We start from the raw sequence: 17,798 nt of genomic DNA on the forward strand, positions 1-17,798 counted from the left end.
TTAATTAAACTGCACAATTCAATTTTAAATATAGTGGTTTTTAAGGATGCATAAAATGGAAAACTTATTCTTTATTATTACTTACCGCATGATAATAATTGTCTTCTTTCCCAGTATAAAGGAACGCGATAAAATCGCGCACTAGCTGTGAGATGGTTAAGGCATATCTGTAATTGTTATCCCAATCTATTTTATCATTGGACATTAGGCTATCAGTTAACCTAAAATTGAATTGACTGCATAATAAGAGCCGTATGAAACGAAGTTCGGCGAAGCCAATTGAGAGATTCACGTACGGTTCTGTGAGAAGTTAGGGGTGAAATTCCCCTAGCTTACTCGACTACCAGCAGTTATTTATTATTAATTTCAAATCGCTCAGTACAAATGTGTTTGTCATTCTCATAAGTGTCAATTTGTAAAAGTCTGTTTTTAAAATCGTATTGATACTTTTTAATATTGCCCAATGACAAATCAATGGTATAACCAAATCCGTCATATCCAGTATCTATTATTCTTTGCCAAGTCTTTAGACGATTATCGGAATCATAAACACTTTTATAATATGAAAGAGTGTCACCATTCGCATTTAAAGTAAGTTCTGTTTTTAATTGTCCGTTGTCGACCGTCATTTGTATTTCGTTACCAGTTAATTCTCCATTTGCAAAATATTGTATCACAATTGAATCTTTAAAATAGTTGAGAGTCTTCTCTTGATATGAACCAGTTAATTTCGTTATTGTGTCTGCTAACTCGGTACTACTTGGTCTGAATGCTTGAAATTCTATTATGTTGGGATTGGTAATGTCCATCCACTTTTTTCGTTTAAGATTATTTTTACTATCATAAAAAAATGACACAGTCTCATCCAGATATATTTTGTCACCGAATGTGTTATATATTTCAATAATTGAGTCTCTGCCTAAAGTATTACGTTTAAAAATCAATTTTGCATAAATTGGCAAATCAGAATTCCAATCAACACTTTCGGGATTCACTCTTTCATACAAAGAGCGATATTTCTCATCTAACTTCTCAATAGAATTGTATTTGCGAAAATATTCTCTTGCTTCATTGGAGTATAGTTTGCCAATGCTGTCATTTTTGGGACTAATATAATATATGCTTTGTGTTTCGGACAGATTACCATAAGTGTCATAGTCAAAGGTTGTTTTTGTTTGTTTGAATAATTCAAAGCCGTCATATCCGCTGTAAGTAATTGTATGTTTCCCAATTTCATTGAACCAATATGTCTCCAACAACATCTCCTTTTCTCCGTCGTATTGTATGAAATATCTCACATGGCTGATATTTTCGCTATAGGTCAACGTGTCAATTTTGGGATAGTCCTGTCCAAATACAAAACACGGTAAAAAGCTTAATAATATGTAGATAGCAGTTTTCATAATTGCTGGTAACGACCAGACTATGAAGCGTAGCTTGTGTTGCGCCTGCGGCAAGCTATGCTTTATGAGCCATTGTTAGGTTGCGTTATTTACTCATACTTCTAATTCTCAAACTTTCATGATAAGCCTCCTCAAAATATTTACTTAAAGGTCTTCTATATTCCTTATGTTCGGAGATAATTACAGAAAAATCACTATCTATTAAATCTCGGTTATAAAATAACCATCCAACCAAGTGTGGAGTTGTCTGAACTCTTGTTTTACCCAAAACGGAAATCCCTAACTTTCTTGCTTTTGAATCATCTGTCATGAAATTCTGATTTATTTTTTTTGCAAATGCAATACTTGATAATTCTCCACCCCCTAATCGTTTCCGTTGTTCTAGGATTTCAATTTCTTGCAAGTCATCAATACTCAAATTATGGCATTCAAACCGTCTTGCGCTCGTCTCATCCTTAAGCTTCTGTTGAAGCTCTTTGGATTTTTCATCTAATTTCTTTCTGCTCTTATACAACATTTCATACTCAACAAATTTTGTATAACAAAAGCTGCAATTGGAAGACCGAGCAGCACGGTACAATGTTGTAGAAGAAAGGAGATTATCAATAGCGCAAGTATCAATCACATTTATTTTCTTAAACTCTGTTATATCAATATTCATAATCCAATTTCAGTTTAAACAAGTCTAAAATATAAGTCAACTCCGATTCGTCTACTAGTAGAATTTCAGCTAGTTTTCCTGATGAAATGTGCCCTTTTTTATATGCTTCATGGCTATTTCGAACGTAAAATGTAGATAAACCTTTTTCTAATAGTGTTTTCTTTGATGATTGAATTGTAGCTGATATCCCATTTAATTCAAAATCATCTTTTTGCATTCTAGGAATTTTGAGAGAAATATACTTGTCATATTGGTGTTTCGTAATACAATTATTAGATTTCAATGCAATTAGCAAAGTTTGAACGTTAACTTTTAATTGTTTTGCTACTTTTAAAACTAATTCGTCATTCCAAGTTACAGTCCTTAATCTTTCAATATGGCTTTTAGGAATCAAAAAACTACTAGCAAAATTATTGGCTCGAATTTCTCTATAGTTTTTTTCGTTTTTAAACGAAACATTAAAATCAACTTCATCATCTAATAATGCATGACATACTTCATGAGAGAGTGTAAAGTTTTGCCTATATGTATCATCGTCATAATTGACTAAAATACATTTTCCAGCAATCGGATGTTTAATAAATAAACCTGATATTTTTGAGTTATTAAGTCTTCTACGAAAAATATGTAATCCAATTTTCCTAAACTCAGAAAATAAATCAGAATACAGCTCATCATCTTTATATCCTAGGAAACCTCTAAGTTTTTCAGCTGTTTCTGTTCCCTGTGTTTTGTATACATTAGAATACTTTGGTGCTATGAAATCTGTTTTTTTATAATCTAGGTAGCTTAATATGTCTTGTTCGTTTTCGCATAAAAAGATAAATTCTTGGATTGCCCACCTATCTTCTTTTGAAAAATCATCACCAAACTTCCGATATAATACTTCAACTTGTTCAGATGCCGATAATCTTTCATTACTAATAAAATACTTATAATCTTGCCTGTAAAAATCAGCAAAAATTAATATTTCATCGCCAGTTGGTTCCGTATTACCTGTCTCTATTGACTCCAAACGGTGAACAGGTATTCCAATCTTTTCTGAAACATTTGATATTTCAAGGTCAAGATTTTCTCTACAGCGAATTAGTTTTTTTCCTAATGAAACTCTATCTATAGGCATATTTTTGAATTTTCTTTCATGATAGCACGAGTATTATTTTTAATGCAACCTAACTTGTTAAATTGTGCACTATGGGTGCACTTATTTCTGCTATATCAGATGAAAAGGTGCACAATACATGCCGTATTGGGGTGTATTGTGCACCTTTTTCAATTTTACAATACCAAACTTAGCAAATTATAATCAATACTTTTGTGCTGTTTAGAAATAATTTTGTGGCAATAATGTATTGAATGAAAAATCAAACTGATTGTTCTTCAGTATTCAAGCGTAAAACAGATTCGCGAGCTTATACCATTTAGCTTTATAGCTCACACTATAGCCAATTTGGTATCAAGTACTAAACCGAAACAAAGATTCAAGCTGTCAAAGTTGCCAACTTGCAGGCTTTAAGAATTATTGCATAAAAAAGGCTTTCTGAACGGGACGGGAGACAAATAGGAGAGTTGTTTTTTCATCTGTTGCAGTTTGGCTTTAGCCCGCTGAAATTAAAATATTTCAAAGACTGATTTGTTTTTGTATTTATTGAGTTTTCAAACTATCATTTTTTGTTTTGTACTGAGTACATCGGGCAAAAACTCAAGTTTTTAAGCTTTGCACTCAGTACATTGTGTCAAAACTCAAGTTTTCAAGTTTTGTACTCAGTGCATTGAGTCAAAACTCAAGTTTTCAGGCTTTGTATTCAGTACATTGAGTCAAAATTCAAGTTTTCGTGCATTGTACTTTGTACATTGGGCAAAAAATCAATTTTTTATGCTTTGCTACTATTAGTACGGTGCAAAAAACCAATTTTTCGGGCTTTGCTACAATTAGCATGAAGCAAAAAATCATTTTTTCATGCTTTGCTACTATTAGCACGGGGTAAAAAATCAATTTGTCAGGTTTTATCACTATTGATATTGATTGAGAGAAATTTGTCTGCAAAATTGCAGTGCGAACAATCAGATCTAAAAAAAGCCTGTTCCTATACAATCCGAACAGGTGCTGTGGGTTTATAAATTGATACGATTTTATTCGTTTGCAGCAACCCGTTTGTTGCATTCTTATTTAAAATCATTAAAAATAATTTCTATCTTTAGTTTGCTTTAAAAACAAGGGAAACGATGAGGATTAAATTGATACGGGTAGTGCTGCTTTTATCGCTTGTGCTTGTAAAAGTAAGTCTGGCTCGTTCTCAAAATCACGATCAAACAATGAATCACACACATACAAATCATTTAATAAAGGAGAATAGTCCTTATTTACTGCAGCATGCACACAATCCTGTGAATTGGTATCCGTGGGGCGCAGAGGCTTTAGCCAAAGCCAAAAAAGAGAACAAACCTATATTGGTGAGCATTGGTTATGCCGCCTGTCATTGGTGTCATGTAATGGAGCGCGAGAGCTTCGAGAACGAGGAGGTTGCCAGGCTGATGAACGAATTTTTTGTCTGCATAAAAGTCGACCGCGAGGAGCGGCCCGATATCGATCAGATCTACATGGATGCCGTGCAAATGATGACCGGCAGTGGTGGCTGGCCTTTGAACTGTTTTGCCATGCCCGGTGGAAAACCGTTTTTTGGAGGCACTTACTTTCCTGCTGATAATTGGATGAATGTGCTGAAAGGAATTCAAAATGCATGGATCAACGAACAGGATAAAGTAAAGAAGGTGGCCGATCAGTTGGCCGGGGGAATCCGTGAAAACGAAATAATTGCAGTAAAAGAAGAGGTATCCCGGTTTGCTGCCGCAGATTTAGAAAAAGCCTTTCGCCAGTGGGAATCCGAATTCGATACCCGTGAAGGGGGAAACAATTGGGCGCCAAAATTCCCATTGCCCAATTCCCTTCAGTTTTTACTGCGCTACTATTATTTTACAAAAAATCAGCCGGCGCTTAATCATGTAACGCTTACGCTCGATAAAATGGCCATGGGTGGTATTTACGATCAGGTGGGCGGAGGTTTTGCCCGATATTCGGTAGATGCCATTTGGAAAGTGCCGCACTTCGAAAAAATGCTTTACGACAACGGGCAGTTGGTTAGTTTGTATGCCGAGGCCTATCAGCTCACTAAAATTCCTGAATACAAACAGGTAATTCAGCAAACTTTGGAGTTTACCGATAGGGAATTAAGTTTGCCCGAAGGTGGCTTTTATTCCTCGCTCGATGCCGACAGCGAAGGGGTGGAAGGGAAATTTTATGTGTGGGAAAAGTCTGAGGTCGATCAGCTTTTGGGTGGTCAATCCGAACTGTTTTGTGAGTATTACGGCATTACCGACCGGGCCAATTGGGAGGAAGGAAACATATTGATGATTCAGACTGATAAAAAGGCATTGGCCGATAAGTATGAAATATCCGTAAAGAAACTGGACGAAGTTTTGGAGAAGGGGAGAAGAGCTCTTTTGGAGAGAAGAAAGGGCAGGATCCGCCCTGGTTTGGACGATAAATCATTAACCAGCTGGAATGCACTAATGCTGAAAGGATATGTAGATGCTTACAAGGCTTTAGGTGACGAAAAATATTTGAACAGAGCCATTAAAAATGCTGAGTTCATTCAAAAATACCTTTGGAAAGGAAAAGCGCATTTGCATCGTAATTATAAAGATGGGAATTCGAAAATAAACGGATTTTTAGACGATTACAGTTTCACTATCGAGGCTTTTACTGCACTTTATCAGGCAACTTTTAACGAGAAATGGCTGCTGAAAGCCAACGATTTGCTCGGGCATGTTATCCTTCATTTTTCCGATGAGCAGTCGGGCATGTTTTTTTACACATCCGACGAGGATCCGGATTTGATTGCCCGTAAAATGGAATTGCTCGATAATGTAATTCCCTCATCCAATTCATCCATTGCCAAAAGCTTGTTTTTAGTAGGAAATTATTTGGGAAACAGCCGATATGTTGAGCGTTCTGCACAGATGCTTGCCAATGTAAAACCACGTCTCGAAAAGGCAATCTCCTATCATTCCAATTGGGGACAGTTGTATTTTTGGTTGGCAAATCCACTCATCGAAATTGTTGTTGCCGGAGAAGATGCGATAGTTCAGAAACGGAAAATTGAAGAATTATTTTTACCCAATGTCTTGATTTCAGGGAGCAAAACCGAAAGCAGTTTGCCTTTGCTTCAAAATAGATATGTAAATGGGCAAACAACTTTCTATCTTTGTAAAAATCATACCTGCAAACGGCCTGTTACGAAGGTCGGTGATCTGTTAAAACAACTGGAGGCAGAGAACAGTTATTAGTAAACAGTGATTGTTTTGTAAGCCTGAAGGGCTTTACTATTTCAGCTCAGGGCAAGGCCCTGAGAATAGAATAATGGATATGAAGTGTTGAGCGAATTAATTTAATTGAAACCTGACAGCGTCGAAGACCTGTAAGCGTTGAGTTTATTGGAAATAAATTTTTAAAGAACCAATTATTAAAATCAAAATAAGAAAATGATGAAGAAAAACAGGCGTACCATTTTGCTTTCGGGTTTTTTGTTGTTTGCAATTGCATGTGCAACTGTGCCCATTACCGGAAGAAAACAAATGAATCTGTTTCCCGAAACAGAAATGATTGCTACCAGTTTAACTCAATACGATGCCTTTTTAAAGGAAAGTAAGCTTTCCGATAACAAAGAGCAATCGGCAATGGTAAAAGCCTGCGGTGCCCGAATTTCTGCCGCAGTGGAAAAATTTATGAATGATAACGGCATGAGCGACCGCATTGCAAATTTTGTTTGGGAGTTCAACCTGGTTGAAGATGAAACTCCAAATGCTTGGTGTATGCCTGGCGGAAAAGTGGTGTTCTACACAGGAATTTTACCTTACACACAAACCGAAACCGGTATGGCTGTTGTTATGGGACATGAAATTGCACATGCTATTGCACGTCATGGTAACGAAAGAATGAGTCAGCAAATGGGAATTCAGGCTTTAGGTACCGGATTGTCAATGGCTTTAAATGAAAAGCCTGCCGAAACACAACAAATTTGGATGACTGCCTTTGGTGTTGGTGCTAATGTTGGGGTCATGCTTCCCTTCTCGCGTTCTCACGAAAGTGAAGCCGATAAAATGGGTTTGATTTTTATGGCTATGGCCGGATACAATCCTGCTGAAGCAATCGATTTTTGGAAACGAATGGGAGAGAGCGGAGGCCAAAAACCACCGGAATTTTTATCAACTCATCCTGCCGATGCAACCCGTGTAAAAGATTTGCAAGCATACTTGCCTGAAGCAATGAAGTATTACAAGAAATAATAATCTGCAGCATATAAGAAACTGTTTAAAAATTTATGGCGTTCTCACAACAAGTGAGGATGCCATTTTTTTATTCAATTTCTGAGAATATTGCGAAGGTTTTCGAAGCCATGTTCTCATTTCCTTAAAGAAGAGGAATAGGGTGAGGTCTTTTTATTTTGGTTGATTCAAATATCTTTCTTTCACCAATGAATCTGATGGGAGAAATTTAAATTCGATATTTTCATTTTTGGATTTCAACCAAATCATGAATTCATGAAAGTCTTGATCTGAAAGAACAGAAGTCGTGGTTATTTTTTTGAATCTGTTTTGTTGATATTTAAAAATAGTACGGCTGGTTCCTCGATAAGCCGAAATGTGTGTTAATTCATGTATCTCAGAGTATTTTATTTGAATTATTTTTCGAGAGAATTTATAAGTAACGGTAATGAAATTGTCTTGGAATTCAATTTTCATCAGTCTCTTAAATATCAGGCAGGCAACTAATAATAGAGGAATTAGTAGTGCTGTACCAATTACCGGAAATATAATGTTATCTCTAAGAAAATAAGATAATGCACCAATAAGAATTATAGGTATCAGTATGGCTGAAAGATAATCACTAAGGTAATAATTGTTGGATGTGTAATTTTTCATCGGTTTGCATTTAATTTCCCCTCTCTCTTTCACTCCTTTAGTCTTTTTCCTTATTTTTTTAACTGCTCATTTCCTCAACACTTCCTTATCTTCAAAATCCTCCGAATTCCAAATTTCCTCAGGAATCGAGTCATCATCTTCGGGAATAATAATTGCAGGTTTTTTCGGCCCTTGGTTTCGGTAAGCCAAGGCGTAAATCATTCCAGAGAAACCACCAAACAAATGACCTTCCCACGAAACATCAGTTAGAATTGGGAACACGCCCCAAAATAAGCTGCCATACAGAAAAGCCACAATAAAAGAGATAGCAATTAAACGATAGTGATTGCGGATAATTCCGCTAAAAAACAGGAAAGATGCAAAAGCGTAAACCAATCCGCTGGCACCAATATGATAGGCTTCGCGTGCGCCCAGCCAAACCAGAATGTTTGTTGTAAGATAACACAGTATAAATATCTGGTACGAAAGCGGACGATAGAAATAGAAGATGCCCCAACTTAAAACAAAAAAGGGAATTGTGTTGGCCATTAAATGACTAAAATCCTTATGAATTAACGGACTGGTGAGAATCCCCAATAAACCTTTTGCGTGCAAAGGGAAAATTCCCAGATAATACAAATTAAGGTCAAGTCCCCATTCAAATATTTTAACAGCCCAAATCAAAAAAACAAAAGCGAGCGGAAAAATCAAACTGTGCTTTAGCCTCAATTTTTCAAAATCCTTATTGTATGGTCTGGTTTCTCGCAAAATTCCGCACTTATAAGTAGTGAAGCCCCTTTAGGGGTTTGGGGTGTTTTCTGATGTTTTAATCCAATTCAATCTCTATTTCTTCATCGGTTTTTGGATTCGAAATTTCAACAACTTTTCCGTTGATGCATTCAAGCGTACGGGCAGGAAATTTTTTCAGCAAATCGTGCTGATGTGTTGCCATCACAATAGTCCGCCCGTTTTTACTGATATCCATAAGCAATTCAGCCAATTCATCCGATGTTTCGGGGTCAAGATTACCAGTTGGCTCATCGGCTAAAATAATATCCGGAGAGTTGAGTAAGGCACGGGCAATAACGATTCGCTGCTGTTCTCCTCCCGAAAGCTCATGCGGCATTTTATATCCTTTCTTGCCCATTTTTACTTTGCTCAAAACTTCCTCTATTCTATGGTCAATCTCTTTTTTGTTTTTCCAGCCGGTAGCTTTCAAAACAAATTCCAGATTAGAATGAACATTACGATCGGTTAACAATTGAAAATCCTGAAATACGATACCAATTTTTCGTCTTAAAAAAGGAACTTGTTTGGTTTTGATGATAGGAAGATAAAATCCGGCAACCGAACCACCTCCTTCTTTTATTGGCAGATCGGCGTATAAGGTTTTCATTAAACTGGTTTTGCCGCTGCCCACTTTTCCTATGATGTAAACAAATTCTCCTTTTTCAATTTCCAAACTAACGTCTGTTAAAATAATATTATCTGCCTGGCGGATAACTGCATTTTTAAGTTCAATGATAGGAGATTTGGTCATGTATTTCGTTTTTTTAGGATTCAAATTGTGTGTTGACATACAAATCTAAAAAATTATTTCGGCAGAAGGTTTTTTATTGCTCTTTTCTTTATCAAAACAGAGTGCAATTTTTCTTTCTTTCCACCGTTTGAAATACAATAAGCTTACAGATTATTTATACCTTTAGGCCTGATTTTATGAGTTGAATCTGATTCGGAAATCAGCCACTGAAAGGCTTGGATATTCAACGTTTTTTTAACTTGTTATACCTACACACGCAACGAAGATATGAGAAATAAATATAGTTTGTGGATTTTGACTTTCCTGTTTTTTTTATGTTTGGGATTTACAGTTCAGGCCCAAAAATCATTACCCCTTAAAAGCAGTAATCAAGTTTGGCAATCGGCCATGGAAATGTTCCAAAACAAAAATTATGGCGGAGCCAGACACGAATTCGCCGATTTTATTCAAATGGAGAAGGATGCTTATTCTGATCGAGCCACCAAAGCTGATTTTTATATGGCCTGGTGTTCCATCGAACTTTTTCGTCCGGAGGCCGAAGAGGAAATGAAATCTTTTATTCAGAAACATCCGGAGAGTAATTTAAAACAGGCTGCTTATTTTCAGTTGGGAAGACAGCAGTATCAAAGTAAGAAATACAAGGATGCTTTGGAATGGTTTAAAAAGGTTGATGTTTATGCTTTAAATTCTGATCAGCGAACCGAATATCAGTTTAAAATGGGCTATTCTTATTTTGTAGAAAAGAAATATGAAGAGGCCAGACAATTCTTTTTCGATATTATCGAAGTGTCGGGAGAATATAATGCTCCGGCAAATTACTACTATGCTCACATTGCCTATTTAAACGGGAATTATCAAACTGCACTGAATGGGTTTGAAAAGCTGATTAAGAATAAAACCTTTCAGCCGATTGTTCCTTACTACATCACGCAAATTTATTACCTGCAGGAGAAATATGCGAAGGTAATTGAATATGCTCCGCAATTTTTAGATGATGCCTCGGTAACACGAAGCGACGAAATTGCGAAGATGATCGGACTTTCTCATTACCAGTTAAAAGAATACCAAAAGGCAATTCTATTTCTGGATAAAGGAAAGAAAAGCTTTTCGCGTGAGGATAAGTTTGCTTACGGATATTGTCTTTACAAGCAAAAGAAATATGGGGAAGCAGTTGAGCAATTTGAGAGAGTTGGCGGCGAAAATGATGAGTTGCTGATGGTTGCCAATTATTGTCTGGCAGATTGTTCTCTGCAATTGGGAGATAAACAAGGAGCTAAAGTTGCTTTTGCAACTACTGCCCGAATGGATTTCGATAAAAATATGCAACAGGATGCTTTGTTTAATTTTGCAAAATTGACTTACGAGCTTTCTTATTCGCCTTTTAACGAGACCATAAAGGCTTTCGATGAATATTTACAGAACTATCCTGACTCTGATCGTAATGATGAAGCTTACGATTATCTGGTGAAAGTGTACATGACTACTAAGAATTATGGCGATGCGTTACTTTCTATGGATAAAATTGCAAACAAAACTCCGGAGATTAAAAGAGCTTACCAAAGAGTTTCCTGGCTGCGTGGTTTAGAGTTGATGAAGCAGTTGAATTACAGCAAGGCAATCGAATCTTTTGATGCCGCTTTGCAATACAAAATTTATAATTCCCAGATTGCAGCCGAATGCATCTACTGGAAAGCAGAAGCTTATTACAGAATGGGTGAATTTGCTAAGGCAACGACTCTTTATAACGAGTTTTTATTGTCACCGGGTTCCGGTTCTTCGGAATATTACGAGCGTGCCTATTACAATATTGCATATGCTTACTTCGAACAGGATAACTACAGTGAAGCTTCCGATTGGTTCCGCAAGTTTGTCAATCAATCCGACAAAAAAAGCACTTTTGTTTCGGATGCCTGCAACCGCATTGGTGATTGTTTCTTTTTGAACAGAGATTATAAAAATGCGGCCGAATATTACCGGAAATCAGCAATTGCCAACAAATGGGATACAGATTATGCATTGTATCAGCAGGCTCTTTCGGTTGGATTAATGGGCAACACAAGCGAAAAGGCACAATTGCTGGAGCAAATACGTACTTTTTATCCCGATTCGGAATATTTAGATGATGCATTGTTCGAATTGGCCAATGCAAAAGTGAAGCTGGACGATCAGGCAGCTGCCGTATCTATTTATAAAGAATTGGCAGGCAAATTTCCGAATAGCAGTTATGCTCCTAAATCATTGCTGCAGTTAGGACAGCTCAATTACAATGCAAAAGAATATCAAAAAGCGATTAGTGCGTACAAAGAGGTGGTTTTAAATTATCCGCAAAGCGAAGAAAAGAAAAGTGCCTTTATCGGACTAAAGAATGTTTATGTTGATATGAATAATGTGAAGGACTATTTTGCGTTCGCAGAGTCGTTTAAAGGAGGTGGAGCAATTCGAAGTTCAGAGAAAGATTCTCTTTCGTATATTTCAGCCGAACGATTGTACATGTCAGGCGATACCGGGCGAGGTACAAATGCATTGAATGAGTATTTATCCAATTTCCCAAATGGAATGTTTCAGTTAAATGCGCAATTCTACAAAGCAGATGCAGCTTTAAATCAGCAAAAATTCGATGAGGCACTTGCCGGATTCGAACAGGTGCTGAATCGTCCAAACAACTTGTTTACAGAAAGGGCTTTGCTGGCTTCATCGCAATTAAACTACAGAAATAAGAATTACTCTCAGGCGAAGAAACAATTTTCGAGATTGACACAAATGGCCGAGATTCCGGAGAATGTGAAATTGGCCAAAGTGGGATACATGCGATCGGTGTATAGTTTAAAGGAGTATGAAAATACCATTCAGGCGGCGAACGATGTGCTCGAGGCAGCCAAATCGAAGGAAGAGCTAATCCGGGAAGCGAAGTACAAACGAGGCAAATCTTATTTGAATTTGGGGAATACAGTCGCGGCATCGAACGATTTTAAAGAATTGGCCAAAGAAACTCAGAGTGTCGAAGGGGCAGAGTCAAAATATCTGTTGGCAAAAGTTTATTTTGAGAATGGTAAGTACGATTTGGCCGAAAAAGAAATTAACGGGTTCATAGAAATGAATTCTCCTCATCAATACTGGCTGGCAGAAAGTTTTCTTTTGCTGTCGGATGTGTTTATGAAGAAGAATGATCCATTTCAGGCTCGATATACCCTGCAAAGTATTGTTGATAATTATGCGGTAAAGAACGATGGGATTATTGAAAGAGCTCAGGCGAAACTGGATGTTCTTTTAGCCAGTGAGAAAAAGGCCGAGGAGAAAATAACCAATAATGAAGTAAAGGTTCAGTTCGAAGGAGCCGACAGTACCGAAAGCAATAAGTTATTTGAAAAGTCTTCTGTAAAAACAGATTCTCTTAAACTAGATGAGGAGAGAATCATGTTAGAGAAGATGTTAAATAGATTAGATATTAAGTAAATAACCACTAATAAAAAGAAGAAATGTTCAAAAAAATCATATTCACTGTGGCGATAGCCGGTTTGGCTTGTTCAGTTTCTTATGCGCAGGAAGAAAGAGATTTAAATAAAGAAGTGAAGGTGAAAACCGCTTATCAGCCCAAAATAAATAAATCAAAGCGAATTGGTGAGTTGCCGGTGGTTCAGGATACAGCAACCTTTACTCCTTCGTTTTCCTATTTTATACAAACAAAACCTTTGGCCGTAGGATTTTCTCCTGCTTTAATCCCGGCAGCACGAATTGTTGGTGAGCCATTGCAATCAATTAACAGTCATGCCTTAACTCTTGCAGGGGGTAATTATTCAACCCTTTTCGGGGATTATCGTTTCAATAACCAACGCTCGAAAATAAGCGATTTTGGAATTCATATTCGTCATTATTCCACCAACGGAAAATTGGAGTTGGAAAATGGTCGGAAAGCAAAGCCCGATTGGAAAGAACAATTGGCTGAAGTATATGGCAGTGTGTATTTGGATGAGGGAAAGATTTCAGGAAAGGTGTATTACGAGCACAAAGGATACGATTTTTTCGGATTTCCGGCAGAAGATGATGTTGCAGCAGATTATGTGGATTTATTTCCATATACTGAGCAGGTTCAAAATCGTTTTGGATTGAATGCAGAGTTCCTTACTGCCTTTAAAGATGAAGAGAAGTTGAATTTTGGTGTTGGTTTGCAATACGAGCACTTTACGGATGATATCTACGTTACAGAGAATGATGTATTGATTAGTGCCGAGGCTAAAATTCGTCGTGGTGATGGTTTTTGGAGTTTAAAATCATCTTTTGATTATTTTGCAACCGACGGAATTACCAGTATGGAAGAGTTGGGATCTATGTTTGAAAGGAATACTCTCGTTTGGAACTTAAATCCTCAATATTCGCTTAAAACCGGCAATTTGAATTTGAAATTAGGATTGAATACGGTTCTTGCCATGGGCGACGATTCAGAAGCAAAGCTGTATCCTGATATAGCTGTTGATTTTGAAGCAATTGATGGCATTATGACCCTGTTTGCCGGATTGGACGGGGATTTAAAAATGAATAATTACAATGATATTATTGCCGAGAATCCATACGTTTACTCAGGTTTGAATGTGGTGCCTTCCAATCAAAAATACAGATTGTTTGGTGGTGTAAAAGGCAGTTTGTCTTCTAACTCATCCTTTAAATTGTCGGCAGAATACAGCTCTGTTGATGATCAGTACTTCTTTATGCAAAGAAATGCCGGTGCAGCAAATGCAGATTATTCTGGTACTACTTATTCAAATAAATTTGATGTGGTTTATGATGATATTAGTTTGCTTCGTTTAGGCGCTGAAGTAAGTATAGGTTGGACCGATAAATTGGAACTGAATTCATCAGTTTGGTTTAATAAATATACTCTCGATAAGCAAGCAGAGGCCTGGCACAAGCCGGAATTTGAAATGAATGTAAATGCCACATATGCATTCACAAATGATCTTGACTTTCAGGCGGGAGTTAATATATTGGGCGAGAGACCTGTTTCTATGGGATCTACTGTAAAAACATTGGATGCCGTGTATGATCTGAGTATTGGTGCGAATTATCGTTTAAATAAGCATTTTACGGCTTTTGGGAAAGTAAATAACCTATTTGCCGACAAATACTATCAGTGGGATGGATATCCTTCTCAGAGACTTAATTTTCTATTGGGTGTGAAAGTCGTATTTTAGGTCGCATTAAAAGCATTTTACAGAAGGGTGTTCTATTTGTAGAGCATCCTTTTTTATTTTTTGCTTATGTTTGCAAATTGTTTTTTGCACGCTTTTTGCTATTTTTAATAGTATTATCAAATCTCTATCAAAATTATGTCCTGTAAATTGATCCGTAAATCAAGATATATACTTCCGTTCGTTATTATACTTTTTTCATGTGTAAGTGAGCTTTGTGCTCAAAAAGAAGAGCGGTGGAAGCTTTCAGTCAATAATGACCAAAAGCCACTCGAAATTTTAATGGAGATGGGAATGGAGGATATGGGAGTAACCTATCTGTTTGATATCACCAGAGATACTCTTAATCTGGCTTTTGTGGCCGAAGAATCGATCGATTGGGATTCACACGGAGTTAGTGTTTTTGCAATGCCAAAAAACAGGGAGGTTCTTAAAATTAAACTCGATAATGCCGATATGGAGAATGTTCAGGTTGTTTTTTACAAGATGTGGAAAGCAATGCCTAAAAATTTTAAAAATGTAACTACAGTATTTGAACTTCACGAATACGGGCGTACTAAAACGGGAAATGATATTAATAGTTTTATTATCAGGTTTAAAATGAAAAGACCCCGCCGAAGTAATTCTATGGAATTGTAAACATAAACGGACAGATATCTCTTCTGATTGGTACTTTTAAAAACAGTTTGACAAAAACTATTAAAAAGCACGATTTTTCTAGATAAAACAGCCTGTAAACTCATCATTTTTACTATCTTTGTTTTACTTTTATTTTTAGGCTTTAGTAATGGATTAACATGCTGACAGTAAGTGTGTTTTGTCTTTCTCCTCACTACTGGTTTTTATCGGTTTAGTCAGAAAAAACTTTCCTGAGAATGAATTAATTTTTGTACAAAAAAAATATTAGAATATAAGATCATGATTTTGATCAATAATCATACGATTTATTGGTTAAATTCTTTGATTGACAACTAAAGATCTGATAAATGAGTGATTTAGAAAAGAAACCAAACGGGAATAATGAATATTCTGCTGATAGTATTCAGGTATTAGAAGGATTGGAAGCGGTTCGTAAACGCCCTTCCATGTACATTGGTGATGTAAATATTAAAGGTTTGCACCATTTGGTGTATGAGGTTGTAGATAACTCGATTGATGAGGCCTTGGGTGGATATTGTAAAAATATCGATGTGTTTATTAACGAGGACAATTCAGTTACCGTTAAGGATGATGGTCGTGGAATTCCTACTTCCCTGCATGTGAAGGAAAACAAATCGGCACTTGAAGTAGTAATGACTGTTTTGCATGCCGGTGGTAAATTCGATAAGGATTCTTATAAGGTATCCGGAGGTTTGCACGGGGTTGGTGTTTCTTGTGTTAATGCATTGTCAATACTTTTAACTGCGGAAATCCATCGTGACGGGAAAATATATCGTCAGGAATATTCTAAAGGGGTGCCATTGGCGCCGATAGAAACAATAGGTGAATCTGATTTGACAGGAACCTATATTACTTTCAAACCGGATGATTCAATTTTTCTTGTAACTGAATATAAATACGATATTTTAGCTGCACGTTTAAGAGAACTGGCATTTTTGAATAAAGAGATCCGTTTGAATCTTACAGATAAAAGAGATCTAAATGAGAATGGAGAACCTCGTTTCGAGACCTTTTATTCAAAAGAAGGATTAAAAGAATTTGTTGAATATCTTGACAGCACAAGAGAGCGGTTAATTGAGGAAACTATTCATGTTTCGATAGACAAGAATGAAGTTCCTGTTGAAATAGCACTTCAATACAATTCTTCTTATTCTGAAAATATTCACTCTTATGTGAATAATATCAATACAATAGAGGGTGGAACTCACCTAACAGGTTTCCGTCGTGGATTAACCAGAACTTTAAAAGCATTTGCTGATAAGTCAGGAATGTTGTCAAAATTGAAATTTGATATTAGTGGTGATGATTTTCGGGAAGGTTTAACGGCTGTTGTTTCTGTGAAAGTTGCAGAGCCGCAGTTCGAAGGACAAACCAAAACAAAATTGGGAAACTCGGAAGTAAGTATTGCTGTTGATCAGGCCGTAAGCACAATGTTGGCTAATTATTTGGAGGAACATCCAAAAGATGCCAGAACTATTGTACAGAAGGTGATAATGGCGGCTACAGCTCGTCATGCCGCTAGAAAGGCCCGTGAATTAGTTCAGAGAAAAACAATTTTAGGTGGCTCCGGATTGCCTGGTAAATTATCCGACTGTTCAGATAAGGATCCTGTAAACTGTGAAGTATTCCTTGTCGAGGGAGATTCGGCGGGTGGAACAGCCAAGCAAGGCAGAGATCGTAAATTTCAAGCAATTCTTCCGTTAAAAGGTAAGATTTTGAATGTTGAGAAAGCCATGCAGCACAAGGTTTTCGAAAGTGAAGAAATCAAGAATATATTTACTGCCTTAGGGGTTACAATTGGAACCGAAGAGGATAGTAAAGCTGCAAATGTTGAGAAAATTCGTTACCACAAGATTGTAATCATGTGTGATGCGGATGTTGATGGTAGTCACATCGCAACTCTTATTATGACTTTCTTTTTCAGATACATGAAATCATTAATCGAAAGTGGTTACCTATATATTGCAACACCTCCATTGTATTTGATTAAAAAAGGTAAGAATGAACAGTATTGTTGGAATGAAGATCAGCGTTTGCGCTTAATTGAAGAATGGGGTGGTGGAAAAGAATCTTCTTTGCACATTCAGCGTTACAAAGGTCTTGGAGAGATGAGTGCCGAACAATTGTGGTCGACAACCATGGATCCGGAAGTGAGAACATTACGCCAGATAACAATTGAAAATGCAGCTGAGGCTGATCATGTGTTTTCTATGTTGATGGGTGATGAGGTTCCTCCAAGAAGAGAATTTATTGAGAAGAATGCAACTTATGCCAATATTGATGCATAAACAGTAAAATACAATATGTTAAGCCCTTGAGTTTGTTTCTCAAGGGCTTTTTTATTATCAAATCATCAATTTTGTGGTTTTTATTTGTTGTGTAAAACAAAA

At 36.8% G+C, this 17,798-nt stretch carries 13 protein-coding genes; 6 read left to right on the top strand and 7 right to left on the bottom strand.

All coding sequences use genetic code 11. The features are described from left to right. Positions 1-64: 64 nt before the first annotated feature. From GQR60_RS04765 to GQR60_RS04780, 4 genes are all read right to left on the bottom strand, one after another. The gene (locus tag GQR60_RS04765; RefSeq protein ID WP_154675799.1) at positions 65-205 is read right to left on the bottom strand and encodes a hypothetical protein; all 141 of its coding nucleotides are present in this window, start codon (positions 203-205) and stop codon (positions 65-67) included. A gap of 145 nt (positions 206-350) precedes the next feature. Continuing rightward, the gene (locus GQR60_RS04770) at positions 351-1,298 is read right to left on the bottom strand and encodes a hypothetical protein (RefSeq protein ID WP_124991833.1); all 948 of its coding nucleotides are present in this window, start codon (positions 1,296-1,298) and stop codon (positions 351-353) included. Positions 1,299-1,488: 190 nt separating this feature from the next. Beyond that, complete coding sequence (locus GQR60_RS04775) at positions 1,489-2,064, bottom strand: hypothetical protein (protein WP_124991834.1); 576 nt, start codon at positions 2,062-2,064, stop codon at positions 1,489-1,491. Then, complete coding sequence (locus GQR60_RS04780) at positions 2,054-3,187, bottom strand: helix-turn-helix domain-containing protein (RefSeq protein ID WP_124991835.1); 1,134 nt, start codon at positions 3,185-3,187, stop codon at positions 2,054-2,056. The genes GQR60_RS04775 and GQR60_RS04780 overlap by 11 nt, the downstream gene beginning before the upstream one ends. A 1,103-nt stretch (positions 3,188-4,290) precedes the next feature. Between GQR60_RS04780 and GQR60_RS04785 the strand changes: the two genes are divergently transcribed. Together GQR60_RS04785 and GQR60_RS04790 are read left to right on the top strand one after the other, a co-directional pair. Further along, positions 4,291-6,411 carry a thioredoxin domain-containing protein gene (locus tag GQR60_RS04785; RefSeq protein ID WP_124991836.1) on the top strand — a complete coding sequence of 707 codons (2,121 nt, stop codon included), beginning with the start codon at positions 4,291-4,293 and terminating at the stop codon, positions 6,409-6,411. Positions 6,412-6,609: 198 nt separating this feature from the next. Further along, positions 6,610-7,410 (top strand): M48 family metallopeptidase, encoded by an 801-nt coding sequence (locus GQR60_RS04790; RefSeq protein WP_124991837.1) that lies wholly within the window; start codon positions 6,610-6,612, stop codon positions 7,408-7,410. A 153-nt stretch (positions 7,411-7,563) separates the two neighbouring features. Here the strand turns inward: GQR60_RS04790 and GQR60_RS04795 are convergent, their stop codons facing one another. The 3 genes from GQR60_RS04795 to GQR60_RS04805 all read right to left on the bottom strand — a co-directional run bounded on the left by GQR60_RS04795 (position 7,564) and on the right by GQR60_RS04805 (position 9,565). Then, positions 7,564-8,046, bottom strand: a complete 483-nt coding sequence (locus tag GQR60_RS04795) for a hypothetical protein (protein ID WP_124991838.1) — start codon at positions 8,044-8,046, stop codon at positions 7,564-7,566. Positions 8,047-8,112: 66 nt separating this feature from the next. Beyond that, entirely contained in the window at positions 8,113-8,793 is a 681-nt protein-coding gene (locus GQR60_RS04800) for a rhomboid family intramembrane serine protease (RefSeq protein ID WP_156195610.1), read from the bottom strand. A gap of 58 nt (positions 8,794-8,851) precedes the next feature. Beyond that, positions 8,852-9,565 carry a cell division ATP-binding protein FtsE gene (locus GQR60_RS04805; RefSeq protein ID WP_124991840.1) on the bottom strand — a complete coding sequence of 238 codons (714 nt, stop codon included), beginning with the start codon at positions 9,563-9,565 and terminating at the stop codon, positions 8,852-8,854. 267 nt (positions 9,566-9,832) lie between these two features. On the opposite strand from GQR60_RS04805, the gene GQR60_RS04810 reads away from it, so the two are divergent. The 4 genes from GQR60_RS04810 (at position 9,833) to gyrB (ending at position 17,696) form a co-directional block, all read left to right on the top strand. Then, positions 9,833-13,018, top strand: a complete 3,186-nt coding sequence (locus GQR60_RS04810) for a tetratricopeptide repeat protein (protein WP_124991841.1) — start codon at positions 9,833-9,835, stop codon at positions 13,016-13,018. 23 nt (positions 13,019-13,041) lie between these two features. After that, a complete protein-coding gene (locus GQR60_RS04815; RefSeq protein ID WP_124991842.1) occupies positions 13,042-14,751 on the top strand; it encodes a TonB-dependent receptor in 1,710 nt (569 codons plus the stop codon). A 135-nt stretch (positions 14,752-14,886) separates the two neighbouring features. After that, positions 14,887-15,387 carry a hypothetical protein gene (locus GQR60_RS04820; protein ID WP_124991843.1) on the top strand — a complete coding sequence of 167 codons (501 nt, stop codon included), beginning with the start codon at positions 14,887-14,889 and terminating at the stop codon, positions 15,385-15,387. A 347-nt stretch (positions 15,388-15,734) separates the two neighbouring features. Next, entirely contained in the window at positions 15,735-17,696 is a 1,962-nt protein-coding gene (gyrB, locus tag GQR60_RS04825; RefSeq protein WP_101311073.1) for a DNA topoisomerase (ATP-hydrolyzing) subunit B, read from the top strand. The last annotated feature ends 102 nt before the right edge of the window (positions 17,697-17,798 follow it).

It is taken from the genome of Labilibaculum euxinicum (assembly GCF_009795715.1).
GTDB classification, from domain to species: domain Bacteria; phylum Bacteroidota; class Bacteroidia; order Bacteroidales; family Marinifilaceae; genus Labilibaculum; species Labilibaculum euxinus.